Below are 19,339 nucleotides of genomic sequence, written 5' to 3' on the forward strand. Positions count from 1 at the left end.
CGCAAAGGTACGAAAGCAACGCAATGACGCAAGAACCCGGACAAAAAAAGTCGGAATAAGTACGCGGTTTTTGAAAAGTAGTAGGCATGCCGAGTATATTGCAGCCCCAAACGTTCCCGATTCCTTACCTTTACTCCATGTTGCAATCCATCCTCTTTCTACTGCTCCTGGTAGCGGCTTTTGGCTTATTTACGTGGCAGGTCCGGAAAATCCGGGCCAACATTCTGGTTGGGCGCGAGCGCGACATGAGTGGCAACGCGGCCGAGCGATTTCAGAGAACCCTGCTCGTGGCCTTCGGGCAGCAGAAAATGTTCAAGCGCATGACCCCCGCCCTGCTGCACTTGGTGGTGTACGTGGGCTTTCTGGTTATTAATATCGAGGTGATTGAAATCGTCATCGACGGCTTGTTTGGCAATATTTTCGGCTTTCATCGGGCGCTCAAATTTCTCGGGCCGGTGTACGATGTGCTGATGGCTACCAACGAAATCCTGGCCGCGCTGGTGATTGTGGCGGTGGCGGCCTTCTGGTGGCGCCGCAACAGCAACCCGCCGCTCAAGCGCTTCACGGGGCCGGAGCTGCGGCTGTGGCCCAAACTGGATGCCAACATCATTCTCTACATTGAAGTGGTGCTGATGGTGGCCCTGTTTTTCATGAACACCGCCGACCTCAAGCTGCACCAAATGGAAGGCGAGCCAATGGCCGGCACTTTCCCGATTAGCACCCTGCTGGTGGGGCTGCTGCCGACCAACACGGGCACGTTGGAAGTGCTGGAACGCCTGGGTTGGTGGATTCATATCACAGGCATCTTGTTGTTCCTCAATTATCTGCCCAGCTCGAAGCACTTCCACATCATCATGGCGTTTCCGAACGTGTGGTACTCGCGGCTGATACCGCAGGGGCAGTTTTCGAACGTGGAAAGCATCACCAACGAAGTGAAGGCCATGATGGACCCCAGCTTCGTGGTGCCGCCCGCCCCTACCGCGCCCGATGGCTCGGCGCTGGCCCCCACGTCCTTCGGCGCCAAGGATGTAGAGGACCTGCCCTGGACCAACCTGATGAACGCCTACTCCTGCACCGAGTGCGGCCGCTGCACTTCGGTGTGCCCCGCCAATCTGACGGGCAAGCTGCTCTCGCCGCGCAAAATCATCATGGATACGCGCGACCGGATGGAGGAGAAGTATAACTCACCCCTCATTTTCCGCCCCAATGTGTACGGCGCGGAGGCCAAGCACGAACCCGTGACCGACCTGATGGAGGCCACTCTGCTGCGCGGCAAAGTGACCCCCGAAGAGCTGTGGGCCTGCACCACCTGCAACGCCTGCGTGGAAAGCTGCCCCGTGAATATTAACCCGCTGGAAAGCATCATCGAGATGCGCCGCTTCCTGGTGCTGGAAGAATCGGCCGCGCCGAACTCACTGAACGTGATGTTCTCGAACATTGAAAATAATGGTGCTCCGTGGGCTTTCTCGCCGTCAGACCGGTTTAACTGGGCCGATGATTTGTTTGCGGCAGAGAAGTCAGGCGCTACTACGGTAGCTTAGATTACCCAAAAGGCGGTCATGCTCATCTGGCGTCCGCGAAGCCGAAGTATCTCGCGTGCCACTACTAATCCTATTGTTGTTACGTCATTGATTACCACTGCACGCGAGATGCTTCGGCTTCGCGGACGCCAGATGAGCATGACGTTCTTCTTCAAGCATTCCCTACTATGACTACTGAAGCACCAACCAAAAAGCAAATCAACGTTCCCGTCATGGCCGATTTGGCGGCCCGCAACGAGTCGCCCGAAATCCTGTTCTGGGTGGGCTGCGCCGGTGCTTTCGATGACCGGTACAAGCGCGTAACCCGCGCCTTCGTCCGCATTCTGGAGCACGTAGGCACCAAGTACGCCGTGCTGGGCCTGGAAGAAAGCTGCACCGGCGACCCCGCCAAGCGCGCCGGCAACGAATTCCTGTTTCAGATGCAGGCCATGCAGAACATCACGACGCTGAACGGCTACGGCATCAAGAAAATCGTGACGGCCTGCCCCCATTGCTTCAACACCATAAAGAACGAATACCCCGCGCTGGGCGGCGACTACGAAGTCATCCACCACAGCACGTATTTGCAGCAGCTTATTAATGAAGGCAAGGTGGGCGTGACCGGCGGCGAAAGCTTCAAGGGCCGCCGCATCACCTTCCACGACAGCTGCTACCTGGGCCGCGCCAACAACATTTACGAAGCCCCGCGTGATGTGCTGGCCGCCCTCGATGCCGACCTGGTGGAGATGAAGCGCAGCCGCGCTAACGGCCTGTGTTGCGGCGCGGGCGGTGCCCAGATGTGGAAAGAAGCCGAGCCGGGCAAGAAGGAAATCAATATCGAGCGCACCGAGGAAGCCTTGGCCACCCTCGCCGGCAAGGCCGAGGCCCTGGCCAACCTGGGCGGAGTGGAAACCGAAACCAGCGCCCCCGGCACCCACGACTTGCAGGGCAGCATCATCGCCGTATCGTGCCCCTTCTGCATGACCATGATGAGCGACGGCGTGAAGAACAAGGAGCAGGAAAGCAAGGTGCAGGTGTTCGACCTGGCCGAGCTGGTGGCCTCGGCCGAGGGCATCAATGCCTAGCTTTTAAGGATACAAATTCAGTTTTGGGGGTAGGCGGAGGCAAGAAAATACGCTTGGCTTCGTTTACCCCCATACCTTTGGCGGGCTGGGCTGCTTGCCTTGGGAGAGCTGCCTGGCTGTGCTCACTTTTCTAACCTGCTTCCTTATATGTACGTCGCATTCGACCAGCTCCCGCCCGAAGCCCGGGTGTGGATTTATCAGGCCAGCCGCCCGCTCAGCGGACCGGAAATAGTGGGCGTGATGCCCGGCCTGGCCCGCTTCGCCGAAGAATGGACCAGCCACGGCCGTAGCCTGCTGGCCTCGGGCGAGTTTCTGCACCAGCAGTTTTTGGTAATTGGATTGGATGAGGGCGTGGCTGGCGCAAGTGGCTGTTCCATCGACGCATCGGTGCGCTTTGTGGCCCAGCTGGAACAGCATCTGGGGGTGGAGCTGCTGGAAAAGTCCCGGATGGCTTTCTTGCAGACCGGCACGGTGCAACTGCTGAAGCGCGGCGAATTGAAAGCGGCCGTGGCTGCCGGCACGATAGGACCGGATACCTTTTATTTTGACAATACGCTAGCGACTAAGGGTGAATTGGATACCCACTGGCCCCGGCCGGCCGACCAAACGTGGCTGGCCCGCTACTTTGTGCAGGAAGAAAAAAACGGGCAGCTTACGTGAATCCTGTTTAAACGTAGTATTATTGCTAACCCAAAAATACCTAATCGGGAATATTCCTGATTCCTCCCCCTTCTCCCTCCCCACACACCACCACCCCACTTCACCTATGAGGAAACTATTATTCGTCTGCACTGCGGCTGGCTCCGTCGCGCTACTGAGCGGCTGTGCCACTACCGGTGGTATGAGCAAGGGAGACAAGCAGTTCGCCCGGGGCCAGTACGAGCTGGCTATTCCCTTGTATAAGGCCGATGTGGCCAAAAGCAAGGGTGCCGCAATATCCAACTTCCGCATCGGCGAGGCGTACCGCCTCTCGAACCGGATTGAGGAAAGCGAGCCCTTTTACAAAGCCGCGCTGGATGGTGGGGTGAAAAACGCCGACGCCGGCTTCCGCTACGCCGAGGCCCTGAAGGCCAACGGCAAGTACGACGAAGCCGCGGCGCAGTTTGCGAGCTACGCCAGCAGCGGCGGCAACCGCACCCTGGCCGCCCGCGCCGAAACCGAGAGCAAAAACGCCGCCGCCAGCAAGGCCGTGGCAGCTGTTAAGAACAAGTACGACGTGATGCCCGTGGACGCACTGAATTCGGCTGGCTCCGATTTTGGCGGGACGATGGTGGCCGGTACCGGCGACTTCGTATTTGCTTCCGGCCGCGACGGCAAGAAGTACCTCGGCAACGGCGAGAACTTCAACGACCTCTACGCCATTAAGTTTGACAACGCGGCGGCCATGACCGGCGGCACGGTGCGCAAGCTCGAAGGCCCCTTCAACACCGAAACCAAGCACGAAGCCAGCGCCACCTACACCCCGGATGGCAAGACTATGGTGTTTGCCCGCTCGAACGACGGCAGCAAAAAAGGCTACCTGAGCGTCGACTTGTGGATTTCTTACCTCAAGGCCGGGGCCTGGAGCGAGCCGGTTTTGGCGAACATTAACGACCGCACGGCCGATGACTTCGCCCCGGCTTTCGGGCCGGATGGCACCACGCTGTACTTCGCGTCGAGCCGCAAGGGCGGGCAGGGCGGTAACGACCTGTACAAGGCCACCCTCGGTCCGAACGGCCGCTTCTCGCCGGCCGAGAACCTCGGCGAAAGCATCAATACGGCTGGCAATGACAACTTCCCCGGCGTAGCGCCGGATGGCACACTGTACTTTGCTTCGGACGGACGCCCCGGTCTGGGCAAGCTCGACCTCTTCATGGTGAAAAACGGCCAGCCCGTGAACCTGGGGGCCGATGTGAACAGCACTGCCGACGATTTCGCCCCGGTGCCGATGGCCGGCGACATGGGCTTGTTCAGCTCGAACCGCGCTGGTGGCAAGGGTTCCGACGACGAGTACATGTTCAAGAAGAAGCCGCTCAAGCTGGTGACCTTCTACGCCGACGGCACCGTGCTGGAGCACGACGACAAGGCCAAGACCACGCTGCCCGTAGCCGGTGCCACTGTGACGGTGACCAGCGGTAGCGGCCAGCGCCTGAGTGCTGTCAGCGGCCCGGACGGCAAATTCAGCCTGAAGCTGGATTCTGTGACCAGCTACAACCTGCTGGCTGAGCGCAGCGGCGACTTCTCGTCGCGCGCCGCATTAAGCACCGTGGGCCGCAAACCCAGCCAGGACCAACTGCCCAACCTGACCAACGATGTTCAGCTGCCGGTGACCCTGACACTGAACAAAATCATCCTGGCCAAGGCCATTGAAGTCAAAGACATTCTCTACGACTACAACAAGTTCAATATCCGGCCGGATGCTGCCATCCGCCTCGATACGCTCGTACAGACGCTGGTGGACAACCCTAAAATCTCCATCGAGCTGAGCTCGCACACCGACCAGCGCGGCAAGGACGCTTATAACCTGAAGCTTTCGCAGCAGCGCGCCCAGGCCGCCGTTGACTACATCGTGAGCAAGGGCGTGGATAAGGCCCGCATCACGGCCAAGGGCTACGGCGAAACCCGCCCCATCGTGCTGAAGCCGACCACGGAAGAAGAATACCAGCGCAACCGCCGCACCGAGTTCAAAGTGACCCGGATAGCGAAGTAGCCGGCCCCTTCTGCTTAGATTTGAGAAGCCCCCGCAACATCAGTTGCGGGGGCTTTTTGCTGCGGCCCAAAACAGGTGGTGTGTGGTGTGCCGTGGACGCTGCGAGTCCGCGTGTGAACCGCCAGCCACGCGGACTCGCAGCGTCCACGGTACACCGATTATGCAACCATCACGCGGGCGCTGAAACGTGGCACAGGTTTTGGAAATAGCTATGCAGCGACCGGATTCTCTGGTCGTTTATTTCTCCTTTACTGCAATGAAAAAGGCTCTACTTCTGGCATTGGCGGGTTTGTTTGCCGCCGTGGCTCCCGCAATGGCGCATCCGCCGGTGCCGGCTAACGTTAACTTTTCGTCGGAGCGCGGGGTACCGTTTGGGCTAGTGCTCGATGGGCGGCCGCTCACGCGAGGCCTGGCCCGGCAGGTACATGTCGACCAACTGATGCCCGGCCAGCACTGGGCCGATTTCAGCCTGCCCACGGCGTATGGCGGGGCCGTGCGCTTCCGCAGCCGCGTGTGGCTGGAGCCCGGCCTCGAAACCACGTTTGTGCTGGTGACGCGGCCGGGGTGGCCCATTACGCTTCAGCAGGTGAACGCGGTGGCGCTGTATGCACCTGGCTATGGTGGACGCGGCTATTACAACAACGGCGGCGGGCGCTACAACAGCCCTACCGGGTATGGCCCCGCGCCCTACGGCCAGGGTGGCAGCCAGGGTGGCTATGGTAACAATGACCCGTACAACGGAGGTAACACCGGCTACGACAACGACGACTACAACAACGCGCCAGCCCCCAACGCCGGCCCTAGCTACGGCACCCCAAATACGCCGAACGGCGGCTATGGCAATAACCCCAACACGCCCAATGGGGGCAACTACGGCAACAATCCGAATAATCCTAACGGCGGCTACAACAACGGCCCCACGCCCGGCAACTACCCCGGCACGGCCACGAGCAGCTACCGCATCCTGGCCCCACAGGATGTAGATGCGCTGCTGAAAACCGTGCAGGGCCGCATTGCCGAAGTCAGCAAGCTGAGCGCGGCTAAGGAGGGCCTGGCCCAGCGCAGCCTGCGGGCCGATGATTTGAGCCGGCTATTACGCAGCATTAATTCCGAGGCTTGCCGGATTGATTTGGCCACGTTCGCCTTTTCGCATGTCAGCGACCCCGAGAATTTCGACCGGGTGTACGATGCTTTCGAGACGGAAAGCGGAGCCAAGGCGGTGGAGCAGGCCGTGAACAGCGCCTCCCAGCGCTGAGTATCAGGCCGAGTCGATTGAACACAAAAAAGGGCCGCTGTCGTGACGACAGCGGCCCTTTTTGTCTGGCAAAGCCTTAGCGGAGGCGGTCGGCGCTGCGCACCAGCTGCTCGTCGCGGCGGATGAAGCGGTTGGCCAGCAGGTTGAGCAGCAGGGCCAGCGTGGGCAGGTAGAAGGCAATGAGCACCTGGCCTTCAAGCTTGAGGTTGAGTAGTTGCTCGCCCTTGGTCTGGAAGTAGAACTCGGCCCCGAGGGTGGCGGTGATGAGCAGCAGGTTGATGGAGCCGAGCATGAGCTGGCGCAGGCGGGTGCGAAACTGGAAAATCTCATAGAAAGCCAGCGCGGCCGAGGCGGCGGCCAGCGCCCCGATGAGCCAGACCGGGCCGATGCCGGCCGGCACCGTGAGGCCTTTGGCATCGAAGCCGAAGGCGGTGAGGGTTAATTCCTGGTGGGTGAGGCCATCGACTTTGTGCCACAGGGGCAGCGCCAGCAGGCTGAGCATGGCCAGGGCCAGCAAGAGCAAAAACACGCTTTGGATTCTTTGTATCATCTTTGTTGTAGTGTAGAACAGGTCCGGGCCAATGCCCGGGCCGCAAATTTAATCCCATCCGGCGCTTGCGCCGCCATTATTACCTTACGAATGCCAACTGCTTATATCGTGGACGCGGTGCGTACCCCGATTGGAAAATTTGGGGGTGCGCTCAGCAGCGTTCGCCCCGACGACCTTGCCGCCCACGTGCTCCGCGAGCTCATGCGCCGCAACCCAACCGTTGATAAGGCCGCCATTGAGGACGTCATTATCGGAGCCGCCAACCAAGCTGGGGAAGACAACCGCAATGTGGCCCGCATGGCCGCGCTGCTGGCCGGCCTGCCCGTCACCGTGCCCGGCAATACCGTGAACCGCCTCTGCGCCTCGGGCCTGCAAAGCATCATGGACGCGGCCCGCGCCATTAAGTGCGGCGAGGGCGACGTGTACCTGGCGGGCGGGGCCGAGAGCATGACCCGCGCTCCGTTCGTGATGGCCAAGTCGGAATCGGCTTTCGGGCGCGAGCTCACGGCCCACGACACCACCCTGGGCTGGCGCTTCATCAACCCCAAGCTGAGCAAGCTGCACTACCCCTTCGCCATGGGCCAAACGGCCGAGAACGTGGCCAAGCAGTACAACGTGACCCGCGAGGAGCAGGATTTCTTCGCCTTCGAAAGCCAGCGCAAGTATGCCCGGGCGTTGGAGAAAGGCCGCTTCCGCAAGGAAATCGTGCCCGTGTTCATCGCCAGCCCCAAGGGCGACACGGCCCTGTTTGATGCCGACGAGCAGCCCCGCTTCTCGCCCCTGGAGAAGCTGGCCACGCTCAAGCCCGCCTTCCAGCCCGAAGGCGGCACGGTGACGGCCGGCAACTCGGCGGGCATCAACGACGGCGCGGCGGCCGTGCTCATGGTGAGCGACGACGCGCTGAAGAAGTACAACCTGAAGCCCCTGGCGCGGGTGGTGGCCTCGGCCGTGGCCGGCGTGGACCCCTCGGTGATGGGCCTCGGCCCGATTCCGGCCACCCAGAAGGTGTTGCAGCGTGCCGGCCTGACGCTGGCCGACATCGACCTGATTGAGCTCAACGAAGCCTTCGCCGCCCAGAGCATTGCCTGCGTGCGCGAGCTGGGCCTGGACATGGCCAAGGTGAACGTGAACGGCGGCAGCATTGCCATGGGCCACCCGCTGGGCAGCTCGGGGGCGCGCATCACGGCCACGCTGCTACACGAGATGCACCGCCGCGGCGAGGGCATGCGCTACGGCCTGGCCGTGATGTGCGTGGGCGTGGGCCAGGGTGCGGCCGTGATTTACGAGAAGCTGTAACGCCGCAAAAACCTTTGTAGGGGCGGGTCTCGCCCCCGCCCGTCGTTGCACGACCCGGTAAAACGGCGCGCACGGCGGGCGGGGGCGAGACCCGCTCCTACTCGTTTATACTACCACCATCGTTTCCGGCTTGGGGGCTTGCAACAGGCCGAGGCGGAAGTAGGCGACGGCGCGGGCCTCATCGCGCGGGAAGTGGGCGGCCACGAGCTTCACGGCATCGGTGAGGCGTAGGGTGAGGTCCTGGCGGTGGGTCTGGGCTTCGGCGCGGGCCTTGGCCGATTGTTCGTCGCCGGCCCCGATGCCGTCGCGGCCGGCCTGGAAGGCGGCGTAGAGGCTGGTGTAGCGGGCGGCGTCGAACTCGGTGCCCAGGGCGGTGGCGTGAATAGTGGCGGCGGTTTCGGCCCGGGCAAAGAGCAGGTCGGCGGTGAGCAGGCTGGCTTTGCTGTACTCGGTGCGGCCGTTGGGGAAGAAGTCCAGGCGAATGGCCGGCGTTTTCTTGCTTTTGTACTCGATGAAGTCCTCGTCTTCCTCAAGCTCGTGCTGGAGGTCGGCCAGGGCACCCCACATCTGCTGGGCGCTGGTGCGGCGCTGGCTGGTACCGGCATCAGCGGCGGCCATGGAGCCGAACAGGGCCGTGTGGTAGGCGGTAAGGTCGGCAATGAGCTGGGTGAAGGCCCCGCCGGGGTTGTCGAGGGCGAGGCGCTGGAGGACGTCGAGCGAGAATTTTTGCAGCCGGGGCAGCGTCACGTCGGTCGTGGCGAAGTAGTCGGCGAAGAACGGGGTAGGGTTCAGCATGGGGGTATTGGAAAAGAGAAAAAGGTGAATAAAACCGCCGCATCGTGGCAGCGGCGCGGGGCCTAAGCTACAGGTTTGCTGCCATATAGCTGCCATAAGCCGTCCGTGGCCCCTGCGCTGGTGCCGGATGGGTGCCGGAACGTTTCCGGATGCCTTTCGCCAGTGCCGGTTAGGTCCCGGAACGTTTCCGGGCCGCGCCCGTACCTTCGGCGGCGGTCCGGCTACTACTGGCGCGGGTTTTTCCTTTCCTCGTTTTTATGAAACACGCTTTTACTTTTCTATTGAAAAAACACGCCCGGCGCGGGGCGCTGCTGCTGGCCCTGGGTGCGGCGGGGCCGGCCGCCTGGGGCCAGAGTTTTGGGCCTTTGATGCAGTATGCGACCGGAGCCGGGGCACCCGGCGAAGTGGCCCTGGGCGACGTGAACGGCGACGGCCGGCCCGACATCGTGGCGGTTAGCCGGGGCAACGCTGCCGCCAACAGCGTCGTCGTCCTGCTTAGACAAGTTGGGGGGGGCTTCGCCACGGGAGTGCCTTACCCCACCGGCAACAACAGCTTTCCGACGGGCGTGGCCCTGGGCGATGTGAACAACGATGGCCGGCTCGACATTATAACGGCTAATGCCGGCACCAGTGCGGTGAGCGTGTTTCTGGGGCAGGTCGGCGGCACCTTCGCCGCCATGGTGCCCTATACCACGGGTGCCAGTACCAACCCGCGCAGCGTAGCGCTGGCCGATGTGAATGCTGATGGCCGGCCCGATATCATCTCCGGCAACATGAATACAACTGCCAGCATATTACTGGGACAGGCCGGCGGCACCTTTGCGGCCCCGGTATTCTATCCCAGCGGCGGGACCTACGACCTAGTGGTGGCCGATTTAAATGCCGACGGCCGGCCCGATATCGTGACGGCCGATATTAATACTGGCACCGTAGGCGTGGCATTGGGGCAGGCCGGCGGCAGCTTTAGCGCCCCAATATCCTACCCCGGTGGGGGGCTCGTCACGAGCGTGCGCGTGGGCGACATCAACGGCGATGGCCGGCCCGATATCGTAACGGCCAACCCAGTAGTGAGCGCAGTGGGCGTATTGATGGGGCAAGCCGGTGGCACCTTCGCTCCCGTGGTTTCCTACTCGGCCGGTAGCCAGAACTACCCCCAAACCACTGCCTTGGGCGATGTGAACGGAGACGGCCGGCTGGATGTAGTGACGGCTAACGGGAACCGCTACAATGTGGGCGTGTTGCTGGGACTGGCTGGCGGCGGCCTAGCCCCGGCCATTTCTTACCCCGTCAATTCAAATTATCAAACCGACAATGTGACGCTGGGGGATGTAAACGGAGATGGCCGACCAGATATCATCATGACCGCCGGAGCCAGCCAAGTAGGCGTCCTCCTCAACACCGGCACCTACACGCCCCTCGCCACGGTCCACCCCACCGCCGCCGACCTCACCCTGGCCCCCAACCCGGCCCACGAGGCCTTCACGGTGCAGCTGCCGGCCGGCCTCGCCCCCACCCAGGCCGAGCTGCTCAATGCCCTGGGCCAGGTGGTGCGCCGCCCGGCCGTGAGCGCGGGCAGCTTCACGGTAGCCACCAGCGGGCTGGCCCCCGGCATCTACACCCTGCGCCTGCGGGCCGGCGGCGTGGCCCTGGCCCACCGCGTGGTGGTGGAGTAGCGCCGCAGCTTAATTGCCGCGCTCTTATCTTGGGGCCGCCCGGCTACTACTGGCGCGGGTAGTCCTTTTCCTTTCCCCTATTATGAAACACGTTTCTACTCCATTGCTGACATATGCCCGGCGCGGGGCGCTGCTGCTGGCCTTGAGCGCGGCGGGGCCAGCGGCCTGGGGGCAGAGCTTTGGGCCGGTGAGTATTTACTCGACCGGCTCGGGGACGGCCCCCACCGCCGTGGCGCTGGGCGATGTAAACAACGACAGTCGGCTCGACATCGTCACGGCCAACTACGGAACGAATGGGGTGGGCGTACTGCTGGGACGGGCCGGGGGCGGTTTTGCCCCTGTCGTCACCTATCCTACTGGCACCAACAGCGTGCCAAGCGCCGTGGCGTTGGGCGATGTGAACGGCGATAGCCGGCTCGACATCGTCACGGCCAATAAAAGCACCAGTTCCGTGGGAGTTTTACTCGGACAGGTAGGGGGTGGGTTTGCCCCTGTCGTCACCTATGCTACCGGCACAAACAGCAGCAACCCCATCGGCGTGGCGCTGGGCGATGTGGACGGCGACGGCCGGCCCGACATTGTTACGGCGAGCTTTTTTACCAACGAGGTGGGCGTGCTGCTGGGCCGGGCCGGCGGCTTTGCAGCCGTCAGCACGTATTCTACGGGTGCGGGCAGCCAGCCATATAGCGTAGCCCTGGGCGACACGAACGGTGATGGCCGGCTCGATATCGTCACGGCCAACAACAATACCAATGAAGCCGGCGTGCTGCTGGGGATGGCCAGCGGCGGTTTCGCTCCGGTCGTAGCCTATTCTACCGGTACCGGCAGCAGCCCCGCCGATGTGGCCCTGGCTGACGTGAACGGCGACGGCCGGCCCGACATCATCACGGCCAACAGCGCCACCGCGAAGGTCGGCGTACTGCTGGGGCGGGCTGGTGGAGGCTTTGCACCGGTCACCCTCTATGCCACCGGTTCTATTCCCCAAGGTGTAGCTGTGGCCGATGTGAATGGTGACGGGCGGTTAGATGTTGTCACGGCCAATGCCGGAAGCAGCGTGAGTGTATTGGTAGGACAGGCCAGTGGCGGTTTCGCAACGGCCCAAAATCTGACCACCGGCACCGGAACGAATCCCGCCGACGTGGCGCTGGGCGATGTGAGCGGCGATAACCGGCCCGATATCGTCTCGGCACTTTTTACGTTTACGGCGAATAATATCGGGGTATTACTCAACACCGGCACCTACACGCCCCTCGCCACCGCCCACCCCGCCGCCGCCGACTTTACCCTGGCTCCCAACCCGGCCCACGAGGCCTTCACGGTGCGGCTGCCGGCCGGCCTCGCCCCCACCCAGGCCGAGCTGCTCAATGCCCTGGGCCAAGTGGTGCGCCGCCCGGCCGTGAGCGCGGGCAGCTTCACGGTAGCCACCAGCGGGCTGGCCCCCGGCATCTACACCCTGCGCCTGCGGGCCGGCGGCGTGGCCCTGGCCCACCGCGTGGTGGTGGAGTAGCGCCGCAGCTTAATTGCCGCGCTCTTATCTTGGGGCCGCCCGGCTACTACTGGCGCGGGTAGTCCTTTTCCTTTCCACTATTATGAAACACGCTTTTACTTCCGTTACCTTCTTGACATACGCCCGGCGCGGGGCGCTGCTGCTGGCCCTGGGCACAGCGGGGCCGGCCGCCTGGGGCCAAAGCTTCGGGCCGGTGAGCTTCTATTCGGCCGGTGCAAATTCGAGCGGTTCGGGCGGTGCCCTTTCCGGGGTCGCGCTGGGCGATGTAACCGGCGATGGGCGGCTCGACGTGGTGGCATCCAACTACGCGGGCAACGGGGTGGCGGTGCTGCCCGGGCTGGCAGGCGGGAGCTTTGCCTCTCCCGGCTTCGAATACTCTACCGGGTCGGGCAGTGTACCGAACGGCATTGCCCTGGCCGATGTGAACGGCGATGGGCGGCTGGATGCCGTCGCGGCCAACCAACGGACCTATTCGGCGGGGGTACTGCTGGGGCAGGCCACGGGCGGCTTTGCCCCGGTCAGCATCTATTCGGCTGGCTCTAACAAGATGCCGGGGGCCGTGGCTTTGGGAGACGTGAACGGCGATGGTCGTCCGGACATTGTCACAACCAACTCTTATAACAATGAAATGGGCGTGCTGCTAGCCCAAGCCAGTGGGGGGTTTGCCCCGGTGAGTGCCTACGCAACCGGAGCGGGCGGGTCGGCCGGCGTAGCACTGGGCGATGTGAACGGCGATGGGCAGCTGGATATCGTCACGGCGAAGACCAATGCGGCCGGTGTCCTGCTGGGGCAGGCCGGCGGCACTTTTGCCCTGATTACGACTTATTCCTTCGGGCCTGGTGCCAATAGCTCGCCGAATGATGTGGCGCTGGGCGACCTGAACAGCGATGGCCGGTTGGACATTGTCTTCGTTGACCCGAACAACGCCTCAACCAGTGTATTGCTGGGGCAGGCCAGTGGCGGGTTCGGGTTCGCAAGCACCTATTCGACGAACGGCAACACGCCCATAGGCGTGGCCCTGGGCGATGTAACCGGTGACGGGCGGCTGGATATTGTTACGGCCAATGGCGCAGGCTCGGTGAGCGTTTTGCCAGGACTGGCCGGCGGCACTTTTGCGGCCGCCGTGGTCTTTGCCATCGGCCCAAATACCACGCCGTCTGATGTAGCGCTGGGTGACCTGAACGGCGACGGCCGGCTGGACATTGTGACGAGCCTTTTTGCAAACAGCACCAACAACGTTGGAGTGCTGCTGAATACCGGCACCTATCTGGCCACCGCCCGCCCCACCCCCGCCGACCTCACCCTGGCCCCCAACCCCGCCCACGAGGCCTTCACGGTGCGGCTGCCGGCCGGCCTCGCCCCCACCCAGGCCGAGCTGCTCAATGCCCTGGGCCAAGTGGTGCGCCGCCCGGCCGTGGGCGCGGCCAGCTTCACGGTAGCCACCAGTGGGCTGGCCACCGGCATCTACACCCTGCGCCTGCGGGCCGGCGGCGCGGCCCTGGCCCGCCGCGTAGTGGTGGAGTAGCGCCATAGCTCAGTAGCGCGAACCGGTGGTTCGCGGCCCGGCCACTGGAGCGCGAACCGATGGTTCGCGCTCCAGTGGCCTTACTTTTGTGCTTCATGCGCTACTTCCTGCACCTGGCCTACGACGGCACTTCCTACTGCGGCTGGCAGATTCAGCCGGGCATGCCCACCGTGCAGGCCGAAATTGACCGCTGCCTGACCCAGATACTGCGCCGGCCCACCTGGTGCCTGGGCAGCGGCCGCACCGATTCGGGCGTGCATGCCAGCCACCAGGTCGCGCATTTCGATGCCGACCTGCCCGACACCCTGTCGCTCGACGTGTTGCTCTACCGCCTGCGCCGCGCCCTGCCGCCCGATATCGGGGCCCTGCGCCTGCACCCCGTGCCGGCCAACGCGCACGCCCGCTTCTCAGCCGAGGAACGTAACTACGACTACTTCGTGGTGACGGAGCCCAACCCCTTCCGGCGCGACCAGGCCCTGTACGTGGATCGCCCGCTGGACGTGGCGGCCATGAACGAGGCGGCCGGCTACCTGGTGGGACAGTTTGATTTTACGTCTTTCTCGAAAGTGAAGGGCGGCGAAAACCACTACGTCTGCTACTGCACGGCCGCCGGCTGGCATCCGGCACCCGGCGGCTGGGTATTCCGCATCCGGGCCAACCGCTTTGTGCGGGGCATGGTGCGGCTGGTGGTGGGCACGCTGCTCGACGTGGGCCGGGGCAAGATTACGCCCCGCCAGTTTCAGGAGCTGCTGTGGGCGCAGAAGCGGGTAGATGCCGGCAGCGCCGCCCCGGCCAAAGGGCTTTTCCTGAGCCGGGTGGAGTACGAGGACGGCATCGTGCCGGCGTAACGGCCGGCGCGGCTTAACTTGAGCGGCGTTGCGGGCAAGGCACTGTTTTTGCGCGTAGTAGCAGGCCAGCTTTGGCCTTCCTTTCCTCCGTTTGCTTATGCGCCCGACAGCTACTCTGTTGCTGGTGCTGGCTGCCCTTTTCTCGCGCCCAGCCTGGGCGCAGGAAGCGGCCCGCACCATTGAATTCGTTGAAAACCGGGGCCAGTGGGATGCCCACGCCCGCTACGCCGCCCAAGTGGCTCCGGGTGCCCGCCTGTTCGTAGAGAAAACCGGCCTCACCTACGCCCTCACGGCCGGGCTGCCGGGGCATGGTCCTTCCGCTGCCGGCCGGGCCGATGGCCAGCTCCCCGCCCATGGCCTGCGCCTGGAGTTCGTGCAGCCCAGCGCCGCCGTCATCCTCACCGCCGACGGCGAAACCGAAGCCGCCGGCCGCCGGCACTACCTGCGCGGCCCCGACGCCGCCCACTGGGCTACCGACGTGCGCGCCTGGCGGCAATTGCGCTACCGCCGGCTCTGGGCCGGCATCGACCTGCTATTGAGAGAGAGCCCCGCCCACCAGTTCGAGTACGACCTGCTGCTAAGCGCCGGGGCCGACCCCGCCCAGGCCCAGTGGCGCTATCGCGGGGCTGACGGCCTGCGCCTGGACCCCGCCACCGGCCAGCTGCGGGTGCAGACGCCGGCCGGTGTGCTGACTGATTTCCGGCCCGAGGCCTGGCAGACGGACCCCGCCACGGGCGCGCGGCAGCCGGTGGCCTGCGCCTTCGTGCTGCGCGGCGAAGTGGTGAGCTTCCGGCTGGGGAAGTACGATGCCGGCCGGCCGCTGGTGATTGACCCGGCCGTGCAGTTTGCTAGCTACACGGGCTCGCCGGTGGAAAACTGGGGCTTCGCGGCCACGCACGACGCGGCGGGCAACCTCTACACGGCGGGCGTGGTGTTTGAGGCCGGCTACCCGGTCACGACCGGGGCCTACCAGACGGCCTTTGCCGGCAGCACCGACATCGCCATCATGAAATTTACGACCAGCGCCACCGGCCCCAGCGCGCGGGCCTGGGCCACCTACCTGGGCGGCAACAACCTGGAATTCCCCCACAGCCTGCTGGTGAACGACCGCAACGAGCTGCTGCTGCTCGGCACCACCGCCTCCACCGATTTTCCCACCACCACCACGGCCTTGAGCCACGCGCTGCGGGGCGGCCCGGCCGTGGCCCCCTTCGGCAGCAACTCGCCCTTCGTGCTCAGCGGCGGCTCCGACCTCGTACTCACGCGCCTGAGTGCGGGCGGCGGCCGGCTGCGGGCCAGCACCTACCTGGGCGGCACGGATACGGATGGTTTGCTAGACCCGGCCGCTGCCGCGCCCCGCCTGCGCCACAACTACGGCGACGCCTTCCGGGGCGACCTGGCCCTCGACCCGCAGGGCAACGTGTACGTGGCCAGCGTGACGGGCTCGGCCGATTTCCCCGGCCTGGTGCCCGGCAACTACCACGGTGGCAGCTCCGATGGCCTCGTCACCAGCCTTGATTCCAGTTTCAGCCGCGTGCGGTGGACCACCCTGCTCGGCGGCACCGGGGCCGATGCCGCTTACTCCCTGCAACGGGAGGAAGCCGGTGGCGGGCTGCTGGTGGCCGGCGGTACCAACAGCCCGGGCCTGGCCGGGGCGGCGGGCGGCTACCAGGCCACTCCGGGCGGCGGCGTGGATGGCTTTGTGGCCCGCCTGCTGCCCGGCGGCGCGCTACTGCAAAGCACCTACCTGGGCACCAGCGCCTACGACCAGGCGTTTTTCGTGCGGCAGGGCGCGGGCGGGCAGGTGTACGTGCTGGGCCAGACGCTGGCCCCGGCCTGGCCCGGCCTCGATGCCACGCGCTACCACACGGCACAGGGCCAGCAGTTCATCCAGCAGCTGGCTTCGGATTTGCGCTCGTCGGTGTTTGCCACGGTGTTTGGTAGCGGGCGCACCACCACCGACATCTCCCCCACCGCCTTTGGGGTGGACTGCTATGGGCGCATTCTGCTGGCGGGCTGGGGCGGCGGGCTCGACCCCAACAACGGCTCAACCACCGGCCTGCCCGTGACCGCCAACGCCCTCCAAAACAACACCGACAGCCAGGATTTCTACCTGATGCAGCTTTCCGACGGGGCGCGGGTGCTCGATTACGCCACCTTCTTCGGAACTTCAGCCGATGACCACGTCGACGGTGGCACCTCGCGCTTCGATGCTCAGGGCATCCTATACCAGGCGGTGTGCGCCTGCGACCAGGGCGGCGCGGGCGTGGGCAGCCTGCCCGTGCCGCCGGGAGCCTTCACCTACGCTGCGGCCAACGGGGCACCGCGCTGCAACAACGCGGCCTTCAAGTTTGCGTTTCTGGCGGCGGCCTCGCCGGCGGGCACCGATACGCTCTCAGTCTGCGCCCGGACCGGGGCAGTGGGGCTGGGCGGCTCGCCGGCCGGCGGCACCTGGACGGGGCCGGGCGTGAGTGGCTCGGTAGGCGGCGGCTTCACCTTTCAGCCCGACAGCTCCCGGCTGGGCCTTAACGTGCTTACTTACACCAGCCCCGGCGCGGCCAATGGCTGCACCGGCACCAGCACGCGGCGCATCACGGTGCTGCCGCAGGGCCGGGCCACGGCATCGGCTCCGTTGCGTATCTTCTGCCTGCGGGCGGGGGTGCCGCAGCCCACGGTGCCGCTCACGGGCCTGCCGGCGGGCGGCACCTGGAGCGGCAAGGGCGTGGTGCCGGGCACCGCCCGGTTCGACCCCGTGCTGGCCGGGCCGGGCAGCCACGCCATCACCTACGAGGTATCGGCGGGGCGCTGCCCGGTGCTGGCCGTGCTGCAAATGGTGGTGAAAGCCGTGCCGCCCCCCACGCCCCTGCCGCCGCGCAAGGTGTGCCTCAACGACCCGCCCGTAACGCTGGGCGGCACGCCGCCGGGCGGCATCTGGACGGGGCCGGGCGTGTCGGGCTCCATTGGCAGCTTCGTGTTTACGCCCACGGTGGCCCTGCTGGGCGGGCCGCATATTCTCCTGTATACCTTCCAGGGCGATACCGACTGCGAGGCCGTGACCGACACGTTGCGCATGACCGTGCTGCCGCCCGGCCCCACCGGCGCGGCCCCGCCCGATACCGCTTTCTGCCTCAGCACCCGGCCCTTCCGGCTGCGGGGTGGCCTGCCGCTGGGCGGCTCCTGGAGCGGGCCGGGCGTGTCGGGCTCGGTGGCCTCGGGGTTCTTCTTCACTCCAAGCCCCTTGCTCACCGGGGCACAGCCCCTGCTGTATACCGGCCCGATTAACAATTCACCGGCCTGCCCCGGCCGGGCCAACCGCACCATTACCGTAAACACGAGCGGCGTGGCGGCGGTATCGGCCCCTGATACCCTGCTGTGCGCCGTAGCTGGCCCGCAGCCCCTGACGGCCATGCCCACGGGCGGCGTATGGACCGGGCCGGGCGTATCAGGCTCGGTGGCCTCGGGGTTCTTCTTCACGCCCACCGCCGCGCTGGCGGGGGTGCAAACGCTGGCTTACGCCGGCCCGGCCCCGGCCAACGCCGCCGACTGCCCCATGGCCGCCACCCTGCGCCTGCGGGTGCTGGCGCTGCCGCCGCTGTTTTTCGCGCCGGTGGGCGATGTCAGCTTCTGCCTGACCGCGCCGCCGCACGGCATCATGCTCACGGCCACGCCGGCGGGGGGCGTGTTTAGCGGGCCGGGGGTGGTGGGCAACCGCTTCAACCCCTCCGATGCCGGGCCGGGCCGCCACACGCTCACCTACACCTGGGATTTTGCCGAAATCCGCTGCCCCCTCACCATCACCCAAACGGTGAATGTGAGCCTGGTGCCGGCCGTGCATCTGCCCGCCGATACCGTGCTCTGTACCAGCCCCGCGCCGCTGCCACTGCGGGCCAGCCCGGCCGGCGGCACCTGGACCGGGCCGGGCGTGACGGCCGCCGGCCTCTTCACGCCGCCCGTCACGCCGGGCACTACCACGCTCTACTACGAGTTGCCCGGCACCTGCGACCCGGCCCCTTACCGCGTGACCGTACCCGTCCAACTCTCGGCCCAGGCCCGCTGGACGGTGCCCGCCTGCCCCAACAATACCCGCGCCCCGCGCCGCCTCCGTTTCGAGGCCAACGGCGCGGCAGCCGGGCAGATGCAGTGGGATTTTGGCGATGGCACGCCGCCAGCTACCGGCGCAGTGGTGGAACATTTGTACGCCGCCGCCGGCCGCTACCAGCCGCTGGCCACGCTTCCCGCCGCGCCCGCCGGGGCCTGCCCCAACCAGTTAACGCTGCCCACCGTGGAGGTGCAGGCCGCCCGCGTACCCAACATCATCACCCCCAACGCCGACGGGCTGAACGATACCTTCGCCCCGGAAATCGGTGGCTGCCCCGGCCGCCTCCAGGTGTTTTCGCGCTGGGGCCAGGCGGTGTTCGATTCTCTTACCTATCATAATGAATGGGCCGGCGCGGGCCTGCCGGCCGGCCTTTACTACTACCTGCTGCACGATGCCGACGGGACCACGCGGGTGAAGGGCTGGGTGGAAATTGTGCGGTAGAGCCAGAATGCTTGGGGCACCTCGGAATGTTCCGGGGCCAACTCTTTGGCCCCGGC

The 19,339-nt window shown here is 65.1% G+C and carries 13 protein-coding genes; 11 read left to right on the forward strand and 2 right to left on the reverse strand.

The window, feature by feature from the left end; translation table 11 throughout:
- Window positions 1-137 precede the first annotated feature (137 nt).
- The 5 genes from ACVWYF_RS06985 to ACVWYF_RS07005 all read left to right on the forward strand — a co-directional run bounded on the left by ACVWYF_RS06985 (window position 138) and on the right by ACVWYF_RS07005 (window position 6,549).
- Window positions 138-1,541, forward strand: a complete 1,404-nt coding sequence (locus ACVWYF_RS06985; protein WP_457066013.1) for a 4Fe-4S dicluster domain-containing protein — start codon at window positions 138-140, stop codon at window positions 1,539-1,541.
- Between the two features lie 212 nt (window positions 1,542-1,753).
- The gene (locus tag ACVWYF_RS06990) at window positions 1,754-2,605 is read left to right on the forward strand and encodes a (Fe-S)-binding protein (RefSeq protein WP_457066515.1); all 852 of its coding nucleotides are present in this window, start codon (window positions 1,754-1,756) and stop codon (window positions 2,603-2,605) included.
- A 147-nt stretch (window positions 2,606-2,752) separates the two neighbouring features.
- The gene (locus ACVWYF_RS06995; protein WP_457066015.1) at window positions 2,753-3,265 is read left to right on the forward strand and encodes a hypothetical protein; all 513 of its coding nucleotides are present in this window, start codon (window positions 2,753-2,755) and stop codon (window positions 3,263-3,265) included.
- Between the two features lie 106 nt (window positions 3,266-3,371).
- Window positions 3,372-5,294, forward strand: a complete 1,923-nt coding sequence (locus ACVWYF_RS07000; RefSeq protein WP_457066017.1) for an OmpA family protein — start codon at window positions 3,372-3,374, stop codon at window positions 5,292-5,294.
- A 256-nt stretch (window positions 5,295-5,550) separates the two neighbouring features.
- Window positions 5,551-6,549 carry a DUF4476 domain-containing protein gene (locus ACVWYF_RS07005; protein ID WP_457066019.1) on the forward strand — a complete coding sequence of 333 codons (999 nt, stop codon included), beginning with the start codon at window positions 5,551-5,553 and terminating at the stop codon, window positions 6,547-6,549.
- 76 nt (window positions 6,550-6,625) lie between these two features.
- Here the strand turns inward: ACVWYF_RS07005 and ACVWYF_RS07010 are convergent, their stop codons facing one another.
- Window positions 6,626-7,099 carry a DUF4293 family protein gene (locus ACVWYF_RS07010; protein ID WP_457066021.1) on the reverse strand — a complete coding sequence of 158 codons (474 nt, stop codon included), beginning with the start codon at window positions 7,097-7,099 and terminating at the stop codon, window positions 6,626-6,628.
- A gap of 90 nt (window positions 7,100-7,189) precedes the next feature.
- Between ACVWYF_RS07010 and ACVWYF_RS07015 the strand changes: the two genes are divergently transcribed.
- Window positions 7,190-8,395: a thiolase family protein gene (locus ACVWYF_RS07015; RefSeq protein ID WP_457066023.1), complete on the forward strand. Its 1,206-nt coding sequence runs from the start codon at window positions 7,190-7,192 to the stop codon at window positions 8,393-8,395.
- A 105-nt stretch (window positions 8,396-8,500) separates the two neighbouring features.
- Here ACVWYF_RS07015 and ACVWYF_RS07020 read toward each other — a convergent pair whose 3' ends face one another.
- The gene (locus tag ACVWYF_RS07020; protein ID WP_457066025.1) at window positions 8,501-9,190 is read right to left on the reverse strand and encodes a hypothetical protein; all 690 of its coding nucleotides are present in this window, start codon (window positions 9,188-9,190) and stop codon (window positions 8,501-8,503) included.
- A gap of 257 nt (window positions 9,191-9,447) precedes the next feature.
- On the opposite strand from ACVWYF_RS07020, the gene ACVWYF_RS07025 reads away from it, so the two are divergent.
- The 5 genes from ACVWYF_RS07025 (at window position 9,448) to ACVWYF_RS07045 (ending at window position 19,283) form a co-directional block, all read left to right on the forward strand.
- Window positions 9,448-10,863, forward strand: a complete 1,416-nt coding sequence (locus ACVWYF_RS07025; protein WP_457066027.1) for a T9SS type A sorting domain-containing protein — start codon at window positions 9,448-9,450, stop codon at window positions 10,861-10,863.
- Window positions 10,864-10,945: 82 nt separating this feature from the next.
- Window positions 10,946-12,370: a T9SS type A sorting domain-containing protein gene (locus ACVWYF_RS07030; protein ID WP_457066029.1), complete on the forward strand. Its 1,425-nt coding sequence runs from the start codon at window positions 10,946-10,948 to the stop codon at window positions 12,368-12,370.
- Between the two features lie 82 nt (window positions 12,371-12,452).
- Window positions 12,453-13,895 carry a T9SS type A sorting domain-containing protein gene (locus tag ACVWYF_RS07035; protein ID WP_457066031.1) on the forward strand — a complete coding sequence of 481 codons (1,443 nt, stop codon included), beginning with the start codon at window positions 12,453-12,455 and terminating at the stop codon, window positions 13,893-13,895.
- 95 nt (window positions 13,896-13,990) lie between these two features.
- On the forward strand, window positions 13,991-14,743 hold the full coding sequence (truA, locus tag ACVWYF_RS07040; protein WP_457066033.1) for a tRNA pseudouridine(38-40) synthase TruA: 753 nt from the start codon (window positions 13,991-13,993) through the stop codon (window positions 14,741-14,743).
- Between the two features lie 97 nt (window positions 14,744-14,840).
- A complete protein-coding gene (locus tag ACVWYF_RS07045) occupies window positions 14,841-19,283 on the forward strand; it encodes a DUF7948 domain-containing protein (RefSeq protein WP_457066035.1) in 4,443 nt (1,480 codons plus the stop codon).
- Window positions 19,284-19,339: the final 56 nt, after the last annotated feature.

It is taken from the genome of Hymenobacter sp. UYAg731 (genome assembly GCF_054061335.1).